Source organism: Pseudomonas sp. MONT-RG-20F-20-E-7-02 (assembly GCF_022662395.1).
GTDB lineage: Bacteria > Pseudomonadota > Gammaproteobacteria > Pseudomonadales > Pseudomonadaceae > Aquipseudomonas.
On record NZ_JAKNQN010000007.1, the window covers coordinates 15,184 to 32,442 of the forward strand.

Consider the following 17,259-nt stretch of genomic DNA (forward strand, 5'->3'; position numbering starts at 1 on the left):
GAAGACAGTTATGCGGATGAGACGATTACAGCAGGCTCAGTACCAAATGGCTGCCGGCACGCAAGTACTCCACTTGGGCCGTCACCGCGTCTTTGACGATGGCTTCGCCAGTAGCGGTCAATTTAAGTTTTTTCGCATCGCGGACACTGGTCTGCAATAGCTGCATGGCGACATCCATGGCTTTTTGGAAGGCTGTGACGTTGTTATGCAGACCAAACTCCTGAATAACGGCAGCCATGCGTCGATCCGCGTCGTCTCTCAGGGTGATGTACTCACAGAACGATACGTGGTCGTCCTTGTAAATTTCTTTGAGCAACTCTTCCAGCGATTTGGATAGGGGCGTCATCGGATGTTCCTTGGCTTTTGTGAGAGGGAATCCGAGTCAGGTTAATCAAAGGCGATTGTCGTGGAAGTCAGGGTTTGCCGTCGCGTGAAGTGGGAAAACCCTATGCAGTTCGCCGGGGGACGGCAATTCAATGTGACGGAATGAAGAGATGGATGCGAGGAGCCAGGCATGTCTACACGCGCCGAGCACTGCTAGACTGGCTCGATAATGGATGTCACCGAGGTGAACCGTGAAACCTTCAATCGCCCTTGATCTAAAACGAGCCGCTGTCAGAGAAGTTGTCGGCCGTTTTCGCATCTCAAACCCAAGAGTATTTGGGTCTGTATTACTGGGTACGGATCAAGAAGGCAGTGACCTTGATTTACTGGTCGATGCTCCGCCAGGAACCACCCTTTTTGATCTTGGTGGGCTTCAGGTAGAGCTTGAGGATTTGCTGGGCGTTAATGTGGACCTGCTGACGCCTGCCGACTTGCCTTTGAAGTTTCGGGAGAAAGTGTTGGCTGAGGCGCGGCCGGTATGACGGCAAATCGGCTCGGGGATTATCTGGATCACATAAGGCAGGCCTCCACGGACGCGATCACTTTTGTTGAAGGTTTGAGTAAAGAGGCGTTTCTGGAAGATAGGCGTACCCAACAAGCCGTGGTCATGAGTCTGATCATCATTGGTGAGGCGTCGACAAAAATCATGGATCAGCATCCGGATTTCACTGTGAGCCATTCACAGATTCCTTGGCGTAGCATGCGTGGCATGCGCAACCGAATCGCTCATGGCTACTTCGATATCAACCTCGATGTGGTTTGGGATACGATCCAAAGCGCATTGCCTGACCTGTTGAAACGCCTTCCAGTGGCTCCTCCATGACTGCACTTGCTGCAACAACAAGTGCAGTCAGCCGCTGATCGCGTATTACGGCATCACCGGCGGCAAATATTTCAACGTCGTCCCCAGCGCCCATAACAGGAACAACACCAGCGGCGTGTGCACCAGCAACTGCACAAACGAAAACCCGATCAAATCCCGCGCCTTGAGCCCCAGCACGCCCAGCAGCGGCAGCATATAGAACGGGTTGATCAGGTTCGGCAGCGCCTCGGCGGCGTTGTAGATCTGCACCGCCCAGCCCAGGTGATATTGCAGGTCATTGGCTACTTGCATCACGTAAGGCGCTTCGATGATCCACTTGCCGCCGCCCGACGGAATAAAGAAGCCCAGCACCGCCGAGTACACACCCATCAACAGCGCGTAGGTGTCGTGGGAGGCGATAGAGGTGAAGAAGGTCGAGATATGGTGCGCCAGGGTTTGGCCGTCGCCGCCCTTGACCACGGTCATCAGCGCCGCGATGGAGCCATACAGCGGGAACTGGATCAGCACGCCGGTGGTGGTCGGCACGGCACGCGCCACCGCATCGAGGAAGCTGCGCGGGCGCCAGTGCAGCAGGGCGCCGACCATGATGAACAGGAAGTTATAGGTGTTCAGCCCCGAGATCGCGCTGATCGCCGGTTTGGTCGAGAACTCATGAAACAGCCAGCCGGCTGCCAGCAACGCCAGCAGAATGGTCAACAGCGGGCTGTGTTCCAGCCATTCGCCGGGGCGGGTTGGCGCTTGAACCTTGGGCAGGTTGAAGGCCGGGTCGACGCCGCAGGCTTTTGCGTCACGGGCGCTGTTCGGCCCTGGCGCGGTGGCGTAGGCGATGATCAGCGAGACCACGATCAGCGCCAGCAACATCACCCCGGATTGCCACAGGAAGATCGTGTCGGTGAACGGAATCACCCCGGTAATCGACAGAATCGACGGTGGCAAACTGGCCGGGTTGGCCTGCAACTGCGCGGCCGACGACGACAGCCCCAACGCCCAGACTGCGCCAAGGCCGAGGTAGGCGGCAGCACCGGCTGCGCGGTAATCCATGCGCAAATCCGTACGACGTGCCAGCGCGCGCACCAGCAAGCCGCCGAACACCAGGGACAAGCCCCAGTTGAGCAAGGAGGCAACCATGGAAATCATCGCGACCCAGGCCACGGCCGAACGCCCGTTCTTCGGGATGCGCGCGAGGCGGTCAATCAGCTTCACCGCCGGGGGCGAGCTGGCCACCACGTAACCGCCGATCACCACAAAGGCCATCTGCATGGTGAACGGGATCAGGCTCCAGAACCCGTCACCAAAGGCTTTGGCGGCCTCGGTCGGCGCGGCGCCCATGCCCAGGGTCGCCACGGCGACGATGATCACCGCGAGGGCGGCGAATACCCAGGAATCAGGAAACCAGCGTTCGGCGAAGTTGGAACAACGCAGGGCAAATCGGGCATAGCGGCTTTCTTCGATAGCATCGGCCACGAGGCATTCCTCTTGTATTTATTATGGGTGTTGGCAGTTTTACGGCATGTTCCGCTACGGCCATTGATAAGGGAATGCAGTTATCTTCATCGATCCATGAGTAAAACAAATATATCTGTCGCGATTGCCATCATTGGGCTCAGCTCATAACCTGCACGCCATTTTGTTTGTCTGCCGAGCTTGCACATGACTGCCACCTTTTCCCCACAGGCGCAGCGTTTTTCCCGCTCCGACTACAAAACCCTGGGCCTGGCCGCCCTCGGCGGTGCCCTGGAAATCTACGACTTCATTATCTTCGTGTTCTTTGCGCTGACCCTCAGCCAGCTGTTTTTCCCGCCGGAAATGCCCGAGTGGCTGCGCCTGCTGCAAAGTTTCGGCATCTTCGTGACCGGCTACCTGGCACGACCGCTCGGCGGCATCCTGATGGCGCATTTCGCCGATCACCTGGGGCGCAAACGCGTGTTCAGCCTGAGCATCCTGATGATGGCGCTGCCGTGCCTGCTGATCGGGATCATGCCGACCTACGCGCAAATCGGCTATTTCGCCCCGCTGATCCTGCTGGTGCTGCGTGTGTTGCAAGGCGCGGCGGTGGGCGGCGAAGTGCCCAGCGCCTGGACCTTCGTCGCCGAGCACGCCCCACGTCATCACCGCGGCTACGCCCTGGGCTTCCTGCAAGCCGGGCTGACCTTCGGCTACCTGCTCGGCGCACTCACCGCGACGTTGCTGGCGCAAGTCTTCACCCCGGCCGAAATCCTCGATTACGCCTGGCGCTTCCCGTTCCTGCTCGGCGGCGTGTTCGGCGTGATCGGCGTGTGGTTGCGCCGCTGGCTCAGCGAAACCCCGGTGTTCCTCGAAATGCAGGCCCGCCGCCAGGCTGCCGCTGAAATGCCGCTGCGCACGGTGTTGCGCGACCATCGGGCCGTGCTGCTGCCGGCGATGATCCTCACCTGCGTGCTCACCTCAGCCGTGGTGGTGCTGGTAGTCATCACGCCGACCATGATGCAAAAGACCTTCGGCATGAGCCCCAGCCACACCTTCGCCTTGAGCGCGCTGGGCATCGTCTTCCTGAATATCGGCTGCGTGCTCGCCGGCTTGCTGGTGGACCGCATCGGCGCCTGGCGCGCGGTGCTGGTCTACAGCCTGCTGCTGCCGGTGGGCATTGCGGTGTTGTACGCCAGCCTGATCAGCGGTGGCGTGTGGCTGGGCGCGGCATACGCCGTGGCGGGCTTGAGTTGCGGCGTAGTCGGCGCGGTGCCGTCGGTGATGGTCGGGCTGTTCCCTGCGCAGGTGCGGGTGTCGGGGATTTCGTTCACCTACAACATCGCCTACGCGCTGTGGGCGAGCACCACGCCGCTGCTGTTGATTGCGTTGATGCCGACCAGCCCGTGGATTTGCGTGGGGTATTGCGTGGTGATGGGCGCGGTGGGGGTGGTGAGTGTGGCGCTGTTTGGCAAGCGCCACCCAGTAAACGCTGTTACAAATGGCACTTAGGGCCATCAATTGACGGGTATTGCCGCCGTTCCTATAGTCACTTTCACTTCTGAACGGTATGTAAAACCTTATGACGCAGACTGCCTTTATCAATCCCGCCATCCTGTCCTGGTCTCGCCAGCGGGCGGGGTTGTCTGAGGCGCAAATTGCCAAAGGCCTTGCTCTCAAAATCGTGAAGGTGAAGAAGTGGGAGGGCGGGCAGAACCTTCCTACTTTCAACCAGGCGCAAAAGTGGGCAGTTATTACGCAAATTCCCTTTGGCTTTCTCTTTCTCAAGGCTCCTCCGCAAGAACATCTTCCGATTCCAGACTTACGTACTGTGGGCGGTGTGTTTTCCCACAAACCTAGCTTGAACCTGATGGACACCGTAAGAGACGTGCTCCGTAAGCAAGACTGGTACTTGGAATACTTGCAGGATCACGAACGAGCTCCGCTGCCCTTTGTTGGACGTTTCAATAGCCACTCGCCGATCAAAGACGTGGTTGCAGATATTCGTCGCGTACTTGGCGTGACGGAGGCATTTGCTCGAATGGGTTACGAAGACTTCGTGAGGGCTTTGGTGAGTGGTGCGGAAGAGGCCGGAATTCTCGTCATGCGAAGTGGTGTTGCCTTGGGCAACACCCACAGGAAACTCGATGTCAGTGAGTTTCGAGGTTTTGCGATCAGCAATCCGATGGCCCCGGTGGTTTTCATCAACAGCGCGGACGCGCCCACGGCGCGGCTTTTTACATTGATGCATGAACTGGCGCATATATGGATTGGTAGCACGGGCGTGTCTGATGGCAGCAGTCAAAGCGCCCGTCAGGAAGAGGCCTTCTGCAATGCGGTGGCGGGAGAGTTTCTAGCGCCGGAACTCATTTTTCGAGCGCATTGGGTTTCCGATGTTCACTGGGAAGAAAACCTGGGGCCTTTGGCCGGACGCTTTCGTGTCAGCGCATTGGTGATTGCACGGCGCGCCCGTGATCTTGGCTACATCAGTAATGATCAATATGGCGCTGACTACCGTCGGATCTTGCAGGAGTATCGAGATAAAGACGGTAGTGGAGGCGACTACTACCGCACAGCGGCTATCAGGAACAGCACTCGGTTGAGCAAGGCTGTTCTCGCAGAAGCACAGAGCGGGCGAATTTTGTTGCGGGATGCAGGAAAATTGCTGGGTGTACAGCCAGCTAAGCTGAAGACTTATGGGATGAAACTATCGGCATGAAGCATCTATTGGATTCGAATACATTAATCGAGGCCAAGAACCGTTATTACGGGATGACGATCTGCCCAGGCTATTGGGCATGGATACTTCAGCAGCATCAGGCCTTGGAAATTGCCAGTATTGTTCCAGTCAGAGACGAACTAGCCAAAGGCAACGATGAGTTGACGCTGTGGGTAAAGGGTAATGCTGGACTGTTTGAAGACTCGAGTGATCAACAGACCCAAGCGGCCTTTGGGAATATTGTCTCAAGAATTGCCGAGCAAGTATCGGTGATGAAGGCCGGCGCACTGGAAGAGTTTCTTGAGGGGGCAGATGCTTGGCTAATCGCCAAGGCGATGACGACAGGGGCCGTGGTTGTCACACATGAAGTCTACAACCCTGACATCAAGCGCAAATACACCATTCCCAACGTGTGTGCTCTGTTTGGCGTTCCCTACATGAACACCTTCGAGTTGCTCAGTAAGCTCGACGCTCGTTTCGTTCTGCATCACTGACAAAGTGAGGGGAAGCGCGCCCCCCCTCGTTACAAGTTCTTCAGGTCAGGAAGTGCCAGAGCACCAGCGTACCCACCAGCCCGACAACAGAAACAATCGTCTGCAACACCGACCATACCCAAATCGTCTGCTTGAGTTGCAAGCCGAAGTACTCGCGCACCATCCAGAACCCGGCGTCGTTGACGTGACAGAAGAACACCGAGCCGGCGCCAATTGCCAGCGCCACCAGTGAACTCTGGGTCGCCGCCAACCCGGCCATCATTGGCGCGAGAATGCCCGCCGTGGTGGTGGTCGCGACGGTCGCCGAGCCGGTCGCCTGACGCAGGGCCACGGCGATCAACCACGCCAGCAGCAGATACGGCATGTGCGCGCCTTCAGCGACTTTACTGATGGTCTGGCTGACGCCGGCGTCCAATAGCGTTTGCTTGAGGCCGCCACCGGCGCCGATGGTCAGCAACAACACGGCGATGGGCGCGAGGGCCTTGCGCAGTGTATTGCCAACTTCGGCGCGCGGCATGCCGGCGGCCCAGCCCAGGCAGATCACTGCGGCGATCACGGCCAGGCCAAGGGCGATCAGCGGTTCACCAAGGAACTTCAAGGTCAATGCCACTGGGTTTTCCGGCGACATGGCGACTTTGGCCAAGGTGCTGCCGAGCATCAAAATTACTGGCAACAGGATGATCGGCAGCGACACACCGAAGCTCGGCTGGCGCGGCGCCTTGGGCGGTGCGCTGAACAGCGCGCCGATGTCGGCCGGTTCATCCACGTGCAGGCGCTTGGACAGCCAGTTGCCATACAGCGGGCCGGCGAGAATAACCGCCGGCACCGCCAGGCAGAAGCCCAGCAACATGGTCAGGCCCAGGTCGGCGTGCAGCGCGCTCACCGCAATCAACGGCCCCGGATGCGGTGGCATCAAGGCGTGCAAGGTCGTCATGCCGGCCAGCGCCGGAATGGCGATTTTCAACAGCGGCTGGTTCGAACGTTTGGCCATGACAAAGATGATCGGCACCATCATCACCAGGCCTACTTCGAAGAACAGTGGCAAGCCAATCACCATGGCCACCAGCGCCATCACCCACGGCAACGACTTGCCTTTGCCCAGCCCGAGCAACGTGGTGGCGATACGGTCGGCCGCACCGGATTCGGCCATCAACGCACCAAGCATCGAGCCCAGGGCAATGATGATCCCTGCTTCACCGAGGATCGCACCGGCGCCTTTGCTGAAGGCCTTGGCGACTTCTTCCGGGGGCAACCCGGCGCCCACACCGGCGATAAACGTGCCGATCAGAATCGACAGGAATGGCGGCAGCTTGGTCGCGCTGATCAACACAATGATGCTGGCGATCGCCAGCAGAACGCAGAACATGAGGCGGGTGTCGTGAACCATCCACGCGGCAGTCGATAACTCCAAAACGGGACTCCTTATCGAACAGGTTGGCTAATTTGTTTCTTTTTGTTTCCTGCTGGAAAAGCATACCTGATAGAACCGTTCCAGAGCGTTCATGTGCGATTTTGGTGCGCAGCGTTTAACGGCGACCTGTCGCGCGCATGACAAATTTGCAACCCATGCGCGGGGATTTGGCCTATAGCTCTATGATCAACGCACCCCACCTTTTGAGGACATTTCATGAGCGCAGGACATAACCACGGCCAGGTACGCGCCGGCCACGAGCGTCTTTTGTGGATCGCGCTGGGCCTGACCGGCAGCTTCATGATTGCCGAGGTGATCGGCGCCTTTATCACCGGCAGCCTGGCGCTGTTGTCCGACGCCGCGCACATGATGACCGACGCCCTGGCCTTGGGGATTTCCCTGGTCGCGATTCAGGTCGCCAAGCGCGCTGCCGACCGCAAACGCACCTTCGGTTATGCGCGTTTCGAGATATTGGCGGCGGCGTTCAATGCGTTGCTGCTGTTCGCCGTGGCGTTTTACATCCTGTATGAGGCCTATCAACGGCTGCAGGCACCGGCTGAAATCCAGTCCACCGGCATGCTGGTGATTGCCGTGCTGGGGCTGGTCGTCAACCTGGTTTCCATGAAGCTGCTCAGTGCCGCCAGCGGTGAAAGCCTGAATGTGAAGGGCGCTTACCTGGAAGTGTGGAGCGACATGCTCGGCTCCATCGGTGTGATCATCGCGGCGGTGGTGATCATGTTGACCGGCTGGGGCTGGATCGACTCCGTGGTCGCGGCGGCCATCGGCTTCTGGGTTCTACCGCGCACCTGGACCCTGCTCAAGGAAAGCATGAACGTATTGCTGCAAGGCGTGCCGGATGGCATCGATATCGATCAGGTCGAGCAGGCAATTCGAGGTGTGCCGGGCGTGAAGGACTTACATGACCTGCATATCTGGGCGCTCACCAGCGGCAAGAACGTGCTGAGCACCCACGTGGTGGCGGATTCGGCGCTGGGCACCGAGCAACAGATCCTCACGCGGGTGACGGAATTGCTGCACGAACAATTCGATATTTCCCACGTCACCTTGCAGGTCGAAGGCGAAGGTTTTCAGCACGACGAGCATGATGAGGTGCATGCCTGATCCAGGCTAACGGATTTGTAATGTTGCGCCCACCGCCCTGATAAGTAACGAAAGCTACATTGCCCCCGCTGGGAAATCTCAGCGACTTCATGGGCGTGGAACTCTCGTTATGGCACTTTCCGTTAGAACACTTTTGGGGGCAGCAGCGTTTTGGGTGGCCGCAAGCGCTGCCCAGGCCCAAACCCTCACCCTCGACTCAGCCCTGCAAGCCGCGTTCGCCAACAATCCTGATTTGGCTGCCGCGCAATGGGAAATCGACATCGCCCAAGGCGGTCGTCAACAGGCGGGCTTGATCCCCAACCCGGTGGCGTCCTGGGATGCCGAAGACACTCGCCACAACTCGCGTACCACCTCCATCAAACTCAGCCAGACCCTGGAACTCGGTGGCAAGCGCGGCGCGCGCATCGACGTGGCCACACGCGCACAGGACGCCGCCGCGCTGGCCCTGGAACAGCGTCGCAACGGCCTGCGTGCTGACGTGATCGACAGTTACTACGGCGCCCTGCGCGCCCAGGAACGCCTCGACCTGGCGCAACGCTCAATGGCCTTGGCCGAGCGCGGCCTGGTGGTCGCCAATGGCCGCGTCAAGGCGGGCAAGTCCTCGCCGGTGGAAGCCACGCGTGCCCAGGTGCAGGTGTCGGAGATTCGCCTGGAGTTGAACCGCGCGCAAATCGGCTTAAGCGATGCTTATCGTCGCCTTGCTGCCAGTACCGGCAGCGCCACACCCGACTTCCAGGCCGTGGCCACGCAAAGCCAATCCGCACCGCCGTTGCCGGCCTCCGCGCAATTGCTGGCGCGGCTTGAGCAAACCACCGAACTGCGCCTGGCCGAGCTGCAGATTGTTCAAAGCGAAGCCAGCGTGGGCCTGGAAAAGGCCCAGCGGATTCCCGACCTCGATGTGTCGATCGGCAGCCAGTACGACGCCAGCGTGCGTGAGCGCGTGAACCTGGTGGGCGTGTCGATGCCGATTCCGCTGTTCAACCGTAACCAGGGCAATGTGCTCGCTGCCAGCCGTCGCGCCGACCAGGCCCGTGACCTGCGCAATGCCGTCGAACTGCGCCTGCGCACCGAAACGCGCCAGGCCCTGGACCTGTGGCAAACCGCGAATACCGAAGTGCGCACCTTCAACCAGCAAATCCTGCCCGCCGCCCAGAGCGCGGTGGACAGCGCCACCCGTGGTTTCGAGATGGGCAAGTTCAACTTCCTCGACGTGCTCGACGCCCAGCGCACGTTGATCGCAGCCCGCACCCAATACCTCGCGGCGACCGCCCAGGCCACCGACGCCTGGGTGCGCATCGAACGGATTTACGGCGACCTCGCCCGCTTTTGATTTTTTCTGGAGTCTTTTATGAAGCATAAACACGGTGTGGCGCTCGCCGTCGCCCTGGGCCTGATGCTGTCTGGTTTTGCACAGGCCGACGAAGAGGAAGGCACACTCGAGCTTACCGAGCAGCAGATCCAGGCCGCTGGTATTCAACTCGCCAAGGCCCAACCCCGCGCGATCAGCACGTTGCTGACGCTGCCGGGCGAAGTGCGATTCGACGAGGACCGCACCTCGCATATCGTCCCGCGTGCGGGCGGTGTGGTGGAGTCGGTGAAGGTCAACCTCGGCCAGTCAGTGAAAAAAGGCGAGCTGTTGGCGGTGATTTCCAGCCAGCAGATTTCCGACCAGCGCAGCGAGCTGGCAGCCAGTGCGCGCCGCGTCGAATTGGCGCGCACCACCTTCCAGCGCGAGCGCCAATTGTGGAAGGACGAGATCTCCGCCGAGCAGGATTACCTGCTGGCGCGCCAAACCCTGCAAGAGGCCGAAATTGCCCTCAACAACGCCCGTCAAAAGATGACCGCACTCAGCGGCAGCGCAGTATTGGTGGGTGGCAATCGCTATGAACTGCGCGCGCCGTTCGCCGGCGTAGTGGTGGAAAAACACTTGGGCGTCGGTGAAGTGGTCGGCGAAACCAGCAACGCGTTCACGCTCTCGGATTTGTCCCAGGTGTGGGTCACCTTCGGTGTGTTTCCCAAGGATTTGAACAAGGTGCGCGTCGGTAAACCGGTAAAAGTCAGCTCCACGGAAATGGGCACCGAAGTGCTCGGCACCGTGGCTTACGTCGGCAACTTGCTCGGCGAGCAGACGCGTACCGCTACCGTGCGCGTGACCGTGCCGAACCCCGACGACGCGTGGCGCCCAGGGCTGTTTGTCACCGTGCAACTGGCCACCGACACCTACCAGGCCAAGGTCACCGTCCCGCAAACCGCGATCCAGACCGTCGAGGACAAACCCTCGGTGTTCGTACGCACTGCGGACGGTTTCATCACCCGCCATCTCGAACTGGGTGTGAGTGAAAACGGCTACGTCGAAGTGCGCAAAGGTCTCGACGCCGGGGCGCAAGTGGCGACCGAAGGCAGCTTCATCCTCAAGTCCGAACTGGGTAAAGGCTCGGCCGAGCACGCCCATTGATCCTGCGAGTGATTCCCCATGTTTGAGCGCCTTATCCAATTCGCCATCGAGCAGCGCATCATCGTGCTGCTGGCGGTGCTGTTGATGGCCGGTGTCGGCATCGCCAGCTATCAGAAGTTGCCCATCGACGCGGTGCCTGACATCACCAACGTGCAGGTGCAGATCAACTCGGCAGCGGCCGGGTTTTCGCCGCTGGAAACGGAACAGCGCATTACCTTTCCGATAGAAACGGCCATGGCCGGCTTGCCGGGTTTGCAGCAGACGCGTTCGTTGTCGCGCTCCGGTCTGTCCCAGGTGACGGTAATTTTCAAAGACGGCACCGACCTGTTCTTCGCCCGCCAGTTGGTCAACGAGCGCCTGCAAGTGGCGCGCGAGCAATTGCCTACGGGTATCGAAACCGCGATGGGGCCGATTTCCACCGGCCTCGGGGAAATTTTCCTATGGACTGTCGAAGCGGAAGACGGCGCGCTCAAGGACGACGGCACGCCTTACACACCGACGGACCTGCGCGTCATTCAGGATTGGATCATCAAGCCGCAACTGCGCAACGTGCCGGGCGTGGCCGAGATCAACACCATCGGCGGCTTTGCCAAGGAATACCAGATCGCCCCGGACCCAAAACGCCTGGCGGCCTACAACCTGACGTTGACCGATTTAGTCACGGCGCTTGAGCGCAACAACGCCAACGTCGGTGCCGGTTATATCGAGCGCAGCGGCGAGCAACTGTTGATTCGCGCACCAGGGCAAGTGGCGTCGATAGATGACATCGCCAACATCGTCATCACCACCTCAGCCGGCACACCCATTCGCGTGCGCAACGTGGCGCAGGTCGAGATCGGCCGTGAGTTGCGCACCGGCGCCGCCACCGAAAATGGCCGCGAAGTGGTGCTGGGCACGGTGTTCATGTTGATTGGTGAAAACAGCCGAACCGTGTCCCTGGCGGTGGCGAAAAAACTTGAAGAGATCAACCGCTCGTTGCCTGAAGGCGTGGTGGCCGTCACCGTCTACGACCGCACCAACCTGGTGGAAAAAGCCATCGCCACGGTGAAGAAGAACCTCTTCGAAGGCGCGTTGCTGGTGGTCGCGGTGCTGTTCCTATTCCTGGGTAATATCCGCGCGGCGTTGATCACGGCGATGGTGATTCCCCTGGCAATGTTGTTCACCTTTACCGGGATGTTCACCAACAAAGTCAGCGCCAACCTGATGAGCCTGGGCGCGTTGGACTTCGGGATTATTGTCGACGGCGCGGTGGTGATCGTCGAAAACGCCATTCGCCGCCTGGCCCATGCGCAGCAACGCCACGGGCGCCTGCTGACGCGCAGCGAGCGCCTGCACGAAGTGTTCGCCGCCGCCAAGGAAGCCCGGCGCGCGTTGATTTACGGGCAACTGATCATCATGGTGGTGTACCTGCCGATCTTCGCCCTCACCGGCGTGGCCGGGAAGATGTTCCACCCCATGGCGTTCACCGTGGTCATCGCCTTGCTCGGCGCGATGATCCTGTCGGTGACGTTCGTGCCGGCCGCGATCGCGCTGTTCGTCACCGGCAAGGTCAAGGAAGAAGAAAACCTGGTAATGCGCACCGCACGTCGGGCTTATGCGCCGGTGCTGGATTGGGTGATGACGCGCCGCCCACTGGTGTTCGGCCTGGCGGTGCTGACCGTCGTCGCCTCAGGCGCTGTGGCCAGCCGTATGGGCAGCGAATTTATCCCCAGCCTCAGCGAAGGCGACTTTGCCCAACAGGCCTTGCGCGTGCCCGGCACCAGCCTGACGCAATCGGTGCAGATGCAACAGCAGTTGGAAAAAACCTTGATGGCCCAGGTGCCGGAAATCGAGCGGGTCTTCGCGCGGACCGGCACTGCGGAAATCGCTTCCGACCCGATGCCGCCGAATATTTCCGACAGCTATGTGATGCTTAAACCGAAGGACCAGTGGCCGGATCCGAAAAAGTCCCGCGAGGCTTTGATCGAAGATATCCAGCGCGCCAGTGCGATTGTGCCGGGCAGTGCGTATGAACTGTCGCAACCGATCCAGCTGCGTTTCAACGAGCTGATTTCCGGGGTGCGCAGTGACGTGGCAGTGAAGGTATTTGGCGACGACATGGCGGTGCTCAACAAGACCGCCGCAGAAATCGCCGAGACCCTGCAAAAGCTTGAGGGCGCTTCGGAAGTGAAGGTCGAGCAGACCTCCGGGCTGCCGGTGTTGACCATCAATATCGACCGCGACAAGGCCGCGCGTTTTGGCCTGAATGTGGGCGATGTGCAAGACACCATTGCCGTCGCGGTCGGTGGACGCCAGGCCGGTACGTTGTACGAAGGCGACCGTCGCTTTGACATGGTCGTGCGGTTGTCCGACGCGCTGCGCACTGATATCGACGGGTTGTCGCGGTTGTTGATTCCGGTGCCGGCGCTGGCCGGTAGTGTGTCGGGGCAGTTGGGGTTTATTGCCTTGTCCCAGGTCGCCAGTCTGGATCTGGTGCTTGGCCCCAACCAGATCAGCCGCGAGAACGGTAAGCGCTTGGTCATCGTGAGTGCCAACGTGCGCGGGCGAGATATCGGTTCGTTTGTTGACGAGGCCGAGGCGGCTATCAACACCCAGGTGAAGGTGCCGGCGGGTTATTGGACGACATGGGGCGGCCAGTTCGAACAGCTGAAGGAAGCCTCCGAGCGATTGCGCATTGTGGTGCCGGTGGCGTTGCTGCTGGTGTTCGGGCTGCTGTTCATGATGTTCAACAACCTCAAGGACGGCCTGCTGGTGTTTACCGGGATTCCCTTCGCGTTGACCGGTGGGATCATGGCGCTGTGGCTGCGGGATATTCCGCTGTCGATCTCGGCGGGCGTGGGCTTTATCGCGCTGTCCGGCGTGGCGGTGCTGAACGGCCTGGTGATGATTGCCTTTATCCGCAACCTGCATGAGGAAGGGCGCCTGTTGTCGGTGGCCGTCAACGAAGGCGCACTCACGCGTTTGCGCCCGGTATTGATGACCGCATTGGTGGCATCGCTGGGGTTTATCCCCATGGCGTTGGCCACCGGCACCGGTGCCGAGGTGCAGCGGCCGTTGGCGACGGTGGTGATCGGCGGGATTATTTCTTCTACGTTGCTCACGTTGCTGGTACTGCCGGCGCTGTATCAGTGGGCGCATCGCAAGGAGGAATGAGGCGGGCGCGGTACTGAAATCCCAGGGATCAACTGTGGGAGCTGTCGAGCTTTAGCGAGGCTGCGAAAGCGGTGGTTCAGGCGATACTTCTATTGGCTGTGCCGCCGCCTTCGCGGCCTCGCTGAAGCTCGACGGCTCCCACATGGATCTGCTTGAGTTTGAAGTACCCGGCAGGCTGCACACATCTCACAGTGGGCGCATCGCAAGGAGGAATGAGGCGGGCGCGGTACTGAAATCCCAAAGATCAACTGTGGGAGCTGTCGAGCTTTAGCGAGGCTGCGAAAGCGGTGGTTCAGGCGACACTTCTATTGGCTGTGCCGCCGCCTTCGCGGCCTCGCTGAAGCTCGACGGCTCCCACATGGATCTGCTTGAGTTTGAAGTACCTGGCAGGCTGCACACATCACACAGTGGGCGCATCGCAAGGAGGAATGAGGCGGGCGCTGTACTGAAATCCCAGAGATCAACTGTGGGAGCTGTCGAGCTTTAGCGAGGCTGCGAAAGCGGTGGTTCAGTCGATACTTCTATTGGCTGTGCCGCCGTCTTCGCGGCCTCGCTGAAGCTCGGCGGCTCCCACATGGATCTGCTTGAGTTTGAAGTACCTGGCAGGCTGCACACATCACACAGTGGGCGCATCGCAGGGAGGAATGAGGCGGGCGCGGTACTGAAATCCCAGAGATCAACTGTGGGAGCTGTCGAGCTTTAGCGAGGCTGCGAAAGCGGTGGTTCAGGCGATAATTTTATTGGCTGTGCCGCCGTCTTCGCGGCCTCGCTGAAGCTCGGCGGCTCCCACATGGATCTGCTTGAGTTTGAAGTACCTGGCAGGCTGCACACATCACACAGTGGGCGCATCGCAGGGAGGAATGAGGCGGGCGCTGTACTGAAATCCCAGAGATCAACTGTGGGAGCTGTCGAGCTTTAGCGAGGCTGCGAAAGCGGTGGTTCAGTCGATACTTCTATTGGCTGTGCCGCCGCCTTCGCGGCCTCGCTGAAGCTCGACGGCTCCCACATTGATTTGCTCAAGTTTGAAGTACCTGGGCAGCGACTTGAGGAAACACCAGGCGAAACAAGGTGAAACCACCTGGCAGGCTGCGCACATCGGCCTGCCCCTGGTGCAGGGTCATGATCGACCGCACGATGGCCAGGCCCAGGCCGGTGCCGCCCTCGGTGCGGGCGCGGCTGCTGTCTACGCGGTAGAAACGTTCGAACAGGTGCGGCAGGTGTTGCGCTTCAATTCCCGGGCCTGGGTTGCTGACGGACAACGACACGTGGTTGCCGTAGGCCTCTACCAGCAGCGAAATATGCGAACCCGCAGGGCTATGGCGGATCGCGTTGGACAGCAGGTTCGACAGCGCACGTTGGATCATCAGGCGATCACCGTGCACCTGGGCATCGCCGCTGAGGGTCAGGGTCAGTTGTTTGTCTTCGGCGCTCAGGGCGAACAGGTCCATCACCCGGTTAGCTTCCTCCATTAACGACACGGCGACGAACGACGCCCGTGCTGCCGGGTGGCTGACCTGGGCCAGAAACAGCATGTCGGAGACGATGCGCGCCAGGCGCTCCAGCTCTTCGGTGTTGGATTCCAGCACCGCTTTGTATGCTTCTGGCGGGCGCTGGCGCGACAGCGTCACTTGGGCCTTGCCCATCAGGTTGGTCAGCGGCGCGCGCAGTTCGTGGGCGAGGTCGTCGGAAAATTGCGACAGCTGCTGTACGCCCGCATCCAGGCGGTCGAGCATCACGTTGAAGCCGTGCGCCAACTCGCCCAGTTCCTTGGGCAGGTTGTCGACGGACAAGCGGTGGGTCAGGTCCTGGGTGGTGACTTTGGCCGCCACACCGCTGAACTGTTTCAACGGCGCCAGCCCGCGCTGCACCAGCCACCAGGCGCCCATGCCGATCAATATCAAGAGCATGGGCAACGCGATGACTGTGGCGCGAAGATAGGCACTGAGCAGTGCCTGGTCGTCCATCCGGTCCAGGGACAGCAGCACGCGTACGCGTTCGCCGCTGGCCAGGCGCATCAGGCTGGAAGCGCTGAGTACTTGGTTACCATTGCTGTCGGCCCAGTTGAGGTAACCGAGGGTTTCGCGCGGTGTGAAATCTGTCAGCAGCGGTTCCTGCGGTTTGGCCCCGGCGCTGAGTAACACGCTGTCATCGGGGGCTGTGCCGACGATGGTGAGGTAAAAGTTGTCATGGCCGATCACCAAATCCATCAGCGCGTGCGGGCGAGCTCGGATAGCGCTGGCATCCAGGCCCTGTGACAGGCTGTGCTGGATTTGTTCCATCTTGCTCTCCAGGCCCTTGCGCGCGAGTTTCTCCAGCTCGTGGGTCAGCGCCAGGTAGGCCAGGGTGGCCAGCAACAGCACCAGGCCAGCGCCCATCACGCTGACGGTCAGCCCCAGACGCATCGACAAACTGCTGGCTTTCATTGACGCGCCTCCAGCACATAGCCCACACCGCGAATGGTGTGGATCAGCTTGACCTCACTCTGGTCATCCACCTTGGCGCGCAGGCGGCTGATGGACACTTCCACCACGTTGGTGTCGCAGTCGAAATTCATGTCCCACACCAGCGAAATAATTTGCGTACGGGTCAGCACCTCACCGGTCTGGCGCATCAGCACCTGCAGCAGCGCGAATTCCTTGGTGGTCAGGTCGATACGCCGGGTACCGCGGTACGCGCGATGGCGGCGCGGGTCCAGCTCCAGGTCCTGCACACGGAATACGTCCGGCTGTGGGATATGTTCGCTGCGGCGCAACAGCGTGCGCACCCGCGCGAGCAGCTCGGGAAATTCGAAGGGTTTGACCAGGTAATCATCGGCGCCCATGTCCAGGCCCTTGATCTTGTCGGCCAGCCGGCCGCGGGCAGTCAGCATCATCACGCGTTGGCTGCCATTGCGGCGCAATTGCTCCAGCACTTCCCAGCCATCCTTGCCTGGCAGGTTGACGTCGAGGATGACCAGCTCATAGGCGTGCTGCCCGGCCAGGTGCAGGCCGTCGATACCGTTGGACGCACAGTCGACCACATAACCACTCTCATTCAGGCCTTGCTGCAGGTAGTCGGCGGTTTTTTGCTCGTCCTCAACGACAAGGATACGCATGGGAATTTACCTTTTTCGGGTGAGAGAAGGGCGCCATTTCCTTATGGAACAGGGTGTCTTGGGAGTAGGAAAAGTCTGAAGTGTGAAGTAGCTTCAGGGTCAACTGCGACCATTGGTCGCGATTAAGCCGGCGCGCAAAAAAAACGCCCCAGAGGGGCGTT

Annotated in this window: 14 protein-coding genes; 9 read left to right on the plus strand and 5 right to left on the minus strand. The window is 60.2% G+C overall.

What is annotated here, in order from left to right:
- Nucleotides 1-25 precede the first annotated feature (25 nt).
- On the minus strand, nucleotides 26-346 hold the full coding sequence (locus tag L8I05_RS20120; RefSeq protein ID WP_197625548.1) for a hypothetical protein: 321 nt from the start codon (nucleotides 344-346) through the stop codon (nucleotides 26-28).
- A gap of 229 nt (nucleotides 347-575) precedes the next feature.
- Here L8I05_RS20120 and L8I05_RS20125 point away from each other — a divergent pair, with 229 nt between their 5' ends.
- The gene (locus L8I05_RS20125) at nucleotides 576-866 is read left to right on the plus strand and encodes a nucleotidyltransferase family protein (RefSeq protein WP_159954020.1); all 291 of its coding nucleotides are present in this window, start codon (nucleotides 576-578) and stop codon (nucleotides 864-866) included.
- Nucleotides 863-1,207, plus strand: coding sequence for a DUF86 domain-containing protein (locus L8I05_RS20130; protein ID WP_242171192.1), 345 nt, complete (start codon nucleotides 863-865; stop codon nucleotides 1,205-1,207). The genes L8I05_RS20125 and L8I05_RS20130 overlap by 4 nt, the downstream gene beginning before the upstream one ends.
- Before the next feature lie 45 nt (nucleotides 1,208-1,252).
- Here the strand turns inward: L8I05_RS20130 and L8I05_RS20135 are convergent, their stop codons facing one another.
- Entirely contained in the window at nucleotides 1,253-2,671 is a 1,419-nt protein-coding gene (locus L8I05_RS20135; protein WP_242171193.1) for a TIGR00366 family protein, read from the minus strand.
- A gap of 186 nt (nucleotides 2,672-2,857) precedes the next feature.
- Between L8I05_RS20135 and L8I05_RS20140 the strand changes: the two genes are divergently transcribed.
- The 3 genes from L8I05_RS20140 (at nucleotide 2,858) to L8I05_RS20150 (ending at nucleotide 5,863) form a co-directional block, all read left to right on the plus strand.
- Complete coding sequence (locus tag L8I05_RS20140; protein ID WP_242171194.1) at nucleotides 2,858-4,162, plus strand: MFS transporter; 1,305 nt, start codon at nucleotides 2,858-2,860, stop codon at nucleotides 4,160-4,162.
- Between the two features lie 70 nt (nucleotides 4,163-4,232).
- Nucleotides 4,233-5,369 carry an ImmA/IrrE family metallo-endopeptidase gene (locus L8I05_RS20145; RefSeq protein WP_242171196.1) on the plus strand — a complete coding sequence of 379 codons (1,137 nt, stop codon included), beginning with the start codon at nucleotides 4,233-4,235 and terminating at the stop codon, nucleotides 5,367-5,369.
- Nucleotides 5,366-5,863, plus strand: a complete 498-nt coding sequence (locus tag L8I05_RS20150; protein ID WP_242171198.1) for a DUF4411 family protein — start codon at nucleotides 5,366-5,368, stop codon at nucleotides 5,861-5,863. Before L8I05_RS20145 ends, L8I05_RS20150 begins: the two co-directional genes overlap by 4 nt.
- Before the next feature lie 40 nt (nucleotides 5,864-5,903).
- On the opposite strand, the gene L8I05_RS20155 is transcribed toward L8I05_RS20150, so the two are convergent.
- A complete protein-coding gene (locus L8I05_RS20155) occupies nucleotides 5,904-7,274 on the minus strand; it encodes a gluconate:H+ symporter (protein ID WP_242171200.1) in 1,371 nt (456 codons plus the stop codon).
- Nucleotides 7,275-7,490: 216 nt separating this feature from the next.
- Here L8I05_RS20155 and L8I05_RS20160 point away from each other — a divergent pair, with 216 nt between their 5' ends.
- The 4 genes from L8I05_RS20160 to L8I05_RS20175 all read left to right on the plus strand — a co-directional run bounded on the left by L8I05_RS20160 (nucleotide 7,491) and on the right by L8I05_RS20175 (nucleotide 14,004).
- Entirely contained in the window at nucleotides 7,491-8,396 is a 906-nt protein-coding gene (locus tag L8I05_RS20160; protein ID WP_242171202.1) for a cation diffusion facilitator family transporter, read from the plus strand.
- A 109-nt stretch (nucleotides 8,397-8,505) separates the two neighbouring features.
- Nucleotides 8,506-9,726: a TolC family protein gene (locus L8I05_RS20165; protein WP_242171203.1), complete on the plus strand. Its 1,221-nt coding sequence runs from the start codon at nucleotides 8,506-8,508 to the stop codon at nucleotides 9,724-9,726.
- Nucleotides 9,727-9,744: 18 nt separating this feature from the next.
- Nucleotides 9,745-10,851: an efflux RND transporter periplasmic adaptor subunit gene (locus tag L8I05_RS20170; RefSeq protein WP_242171205.1), complete on the plus strand. Its 1,107-nt coding sequence runs from the start codon at nucleotides 9,745-9,747 to the stop codon at nucleotides 10,849-10,851.
- Nucleotides 10,852-10,869: 18 nt separating this feature from the next.
- The gene (locus L8I05_RS20175; protein ID WP_242171207.1) at nucleotides 10,870-14,004 is read left to right on the plus strand and encodes a CusA/CzcA family heavy metal efflux RND transporter; all 3,135 of its coding nucleotides are present in this window, start codon (nucleotides 10,870-10,872) and stop codon (nucleotides 14,002-14,004) included.
- Nucleotides 14,005-15,020: 1,016 nt separating this feature from the next.
- Here L8I05_RS20175 and L8I05_RS20180 read toward each other — a convergent pair.
- Nucleotides 15,021-16,427 (minus strand): heavy metal sensor histidine kinase, encoded by a 1,407-nt coding sequence (locus tag L8I05_RS20180; protein ID WP_242171209.1) that lies wholly within the window; start codon nucleotides 16,425-16,427, stop codon nucleotides 15,021-15,023.
- Nucleotides 16,424-17,098: a heavy metal response regulator transcription factor gene (locus L8I05_RS20185; protein WP_159954030.1), complete on the minus strand. Its 675-nt coding sequence runs from the start codon at nucleotides 17,096-17,098 to the stop codon at nucleotides 16,424-16,426. Before L8I05_RS20185 ends, L8I05_RS20180 begins: the two co-directional genes overlap by 4 nt.
- Nucleotides 17,099-17,259: the final 161 nt, after the last annotated feature.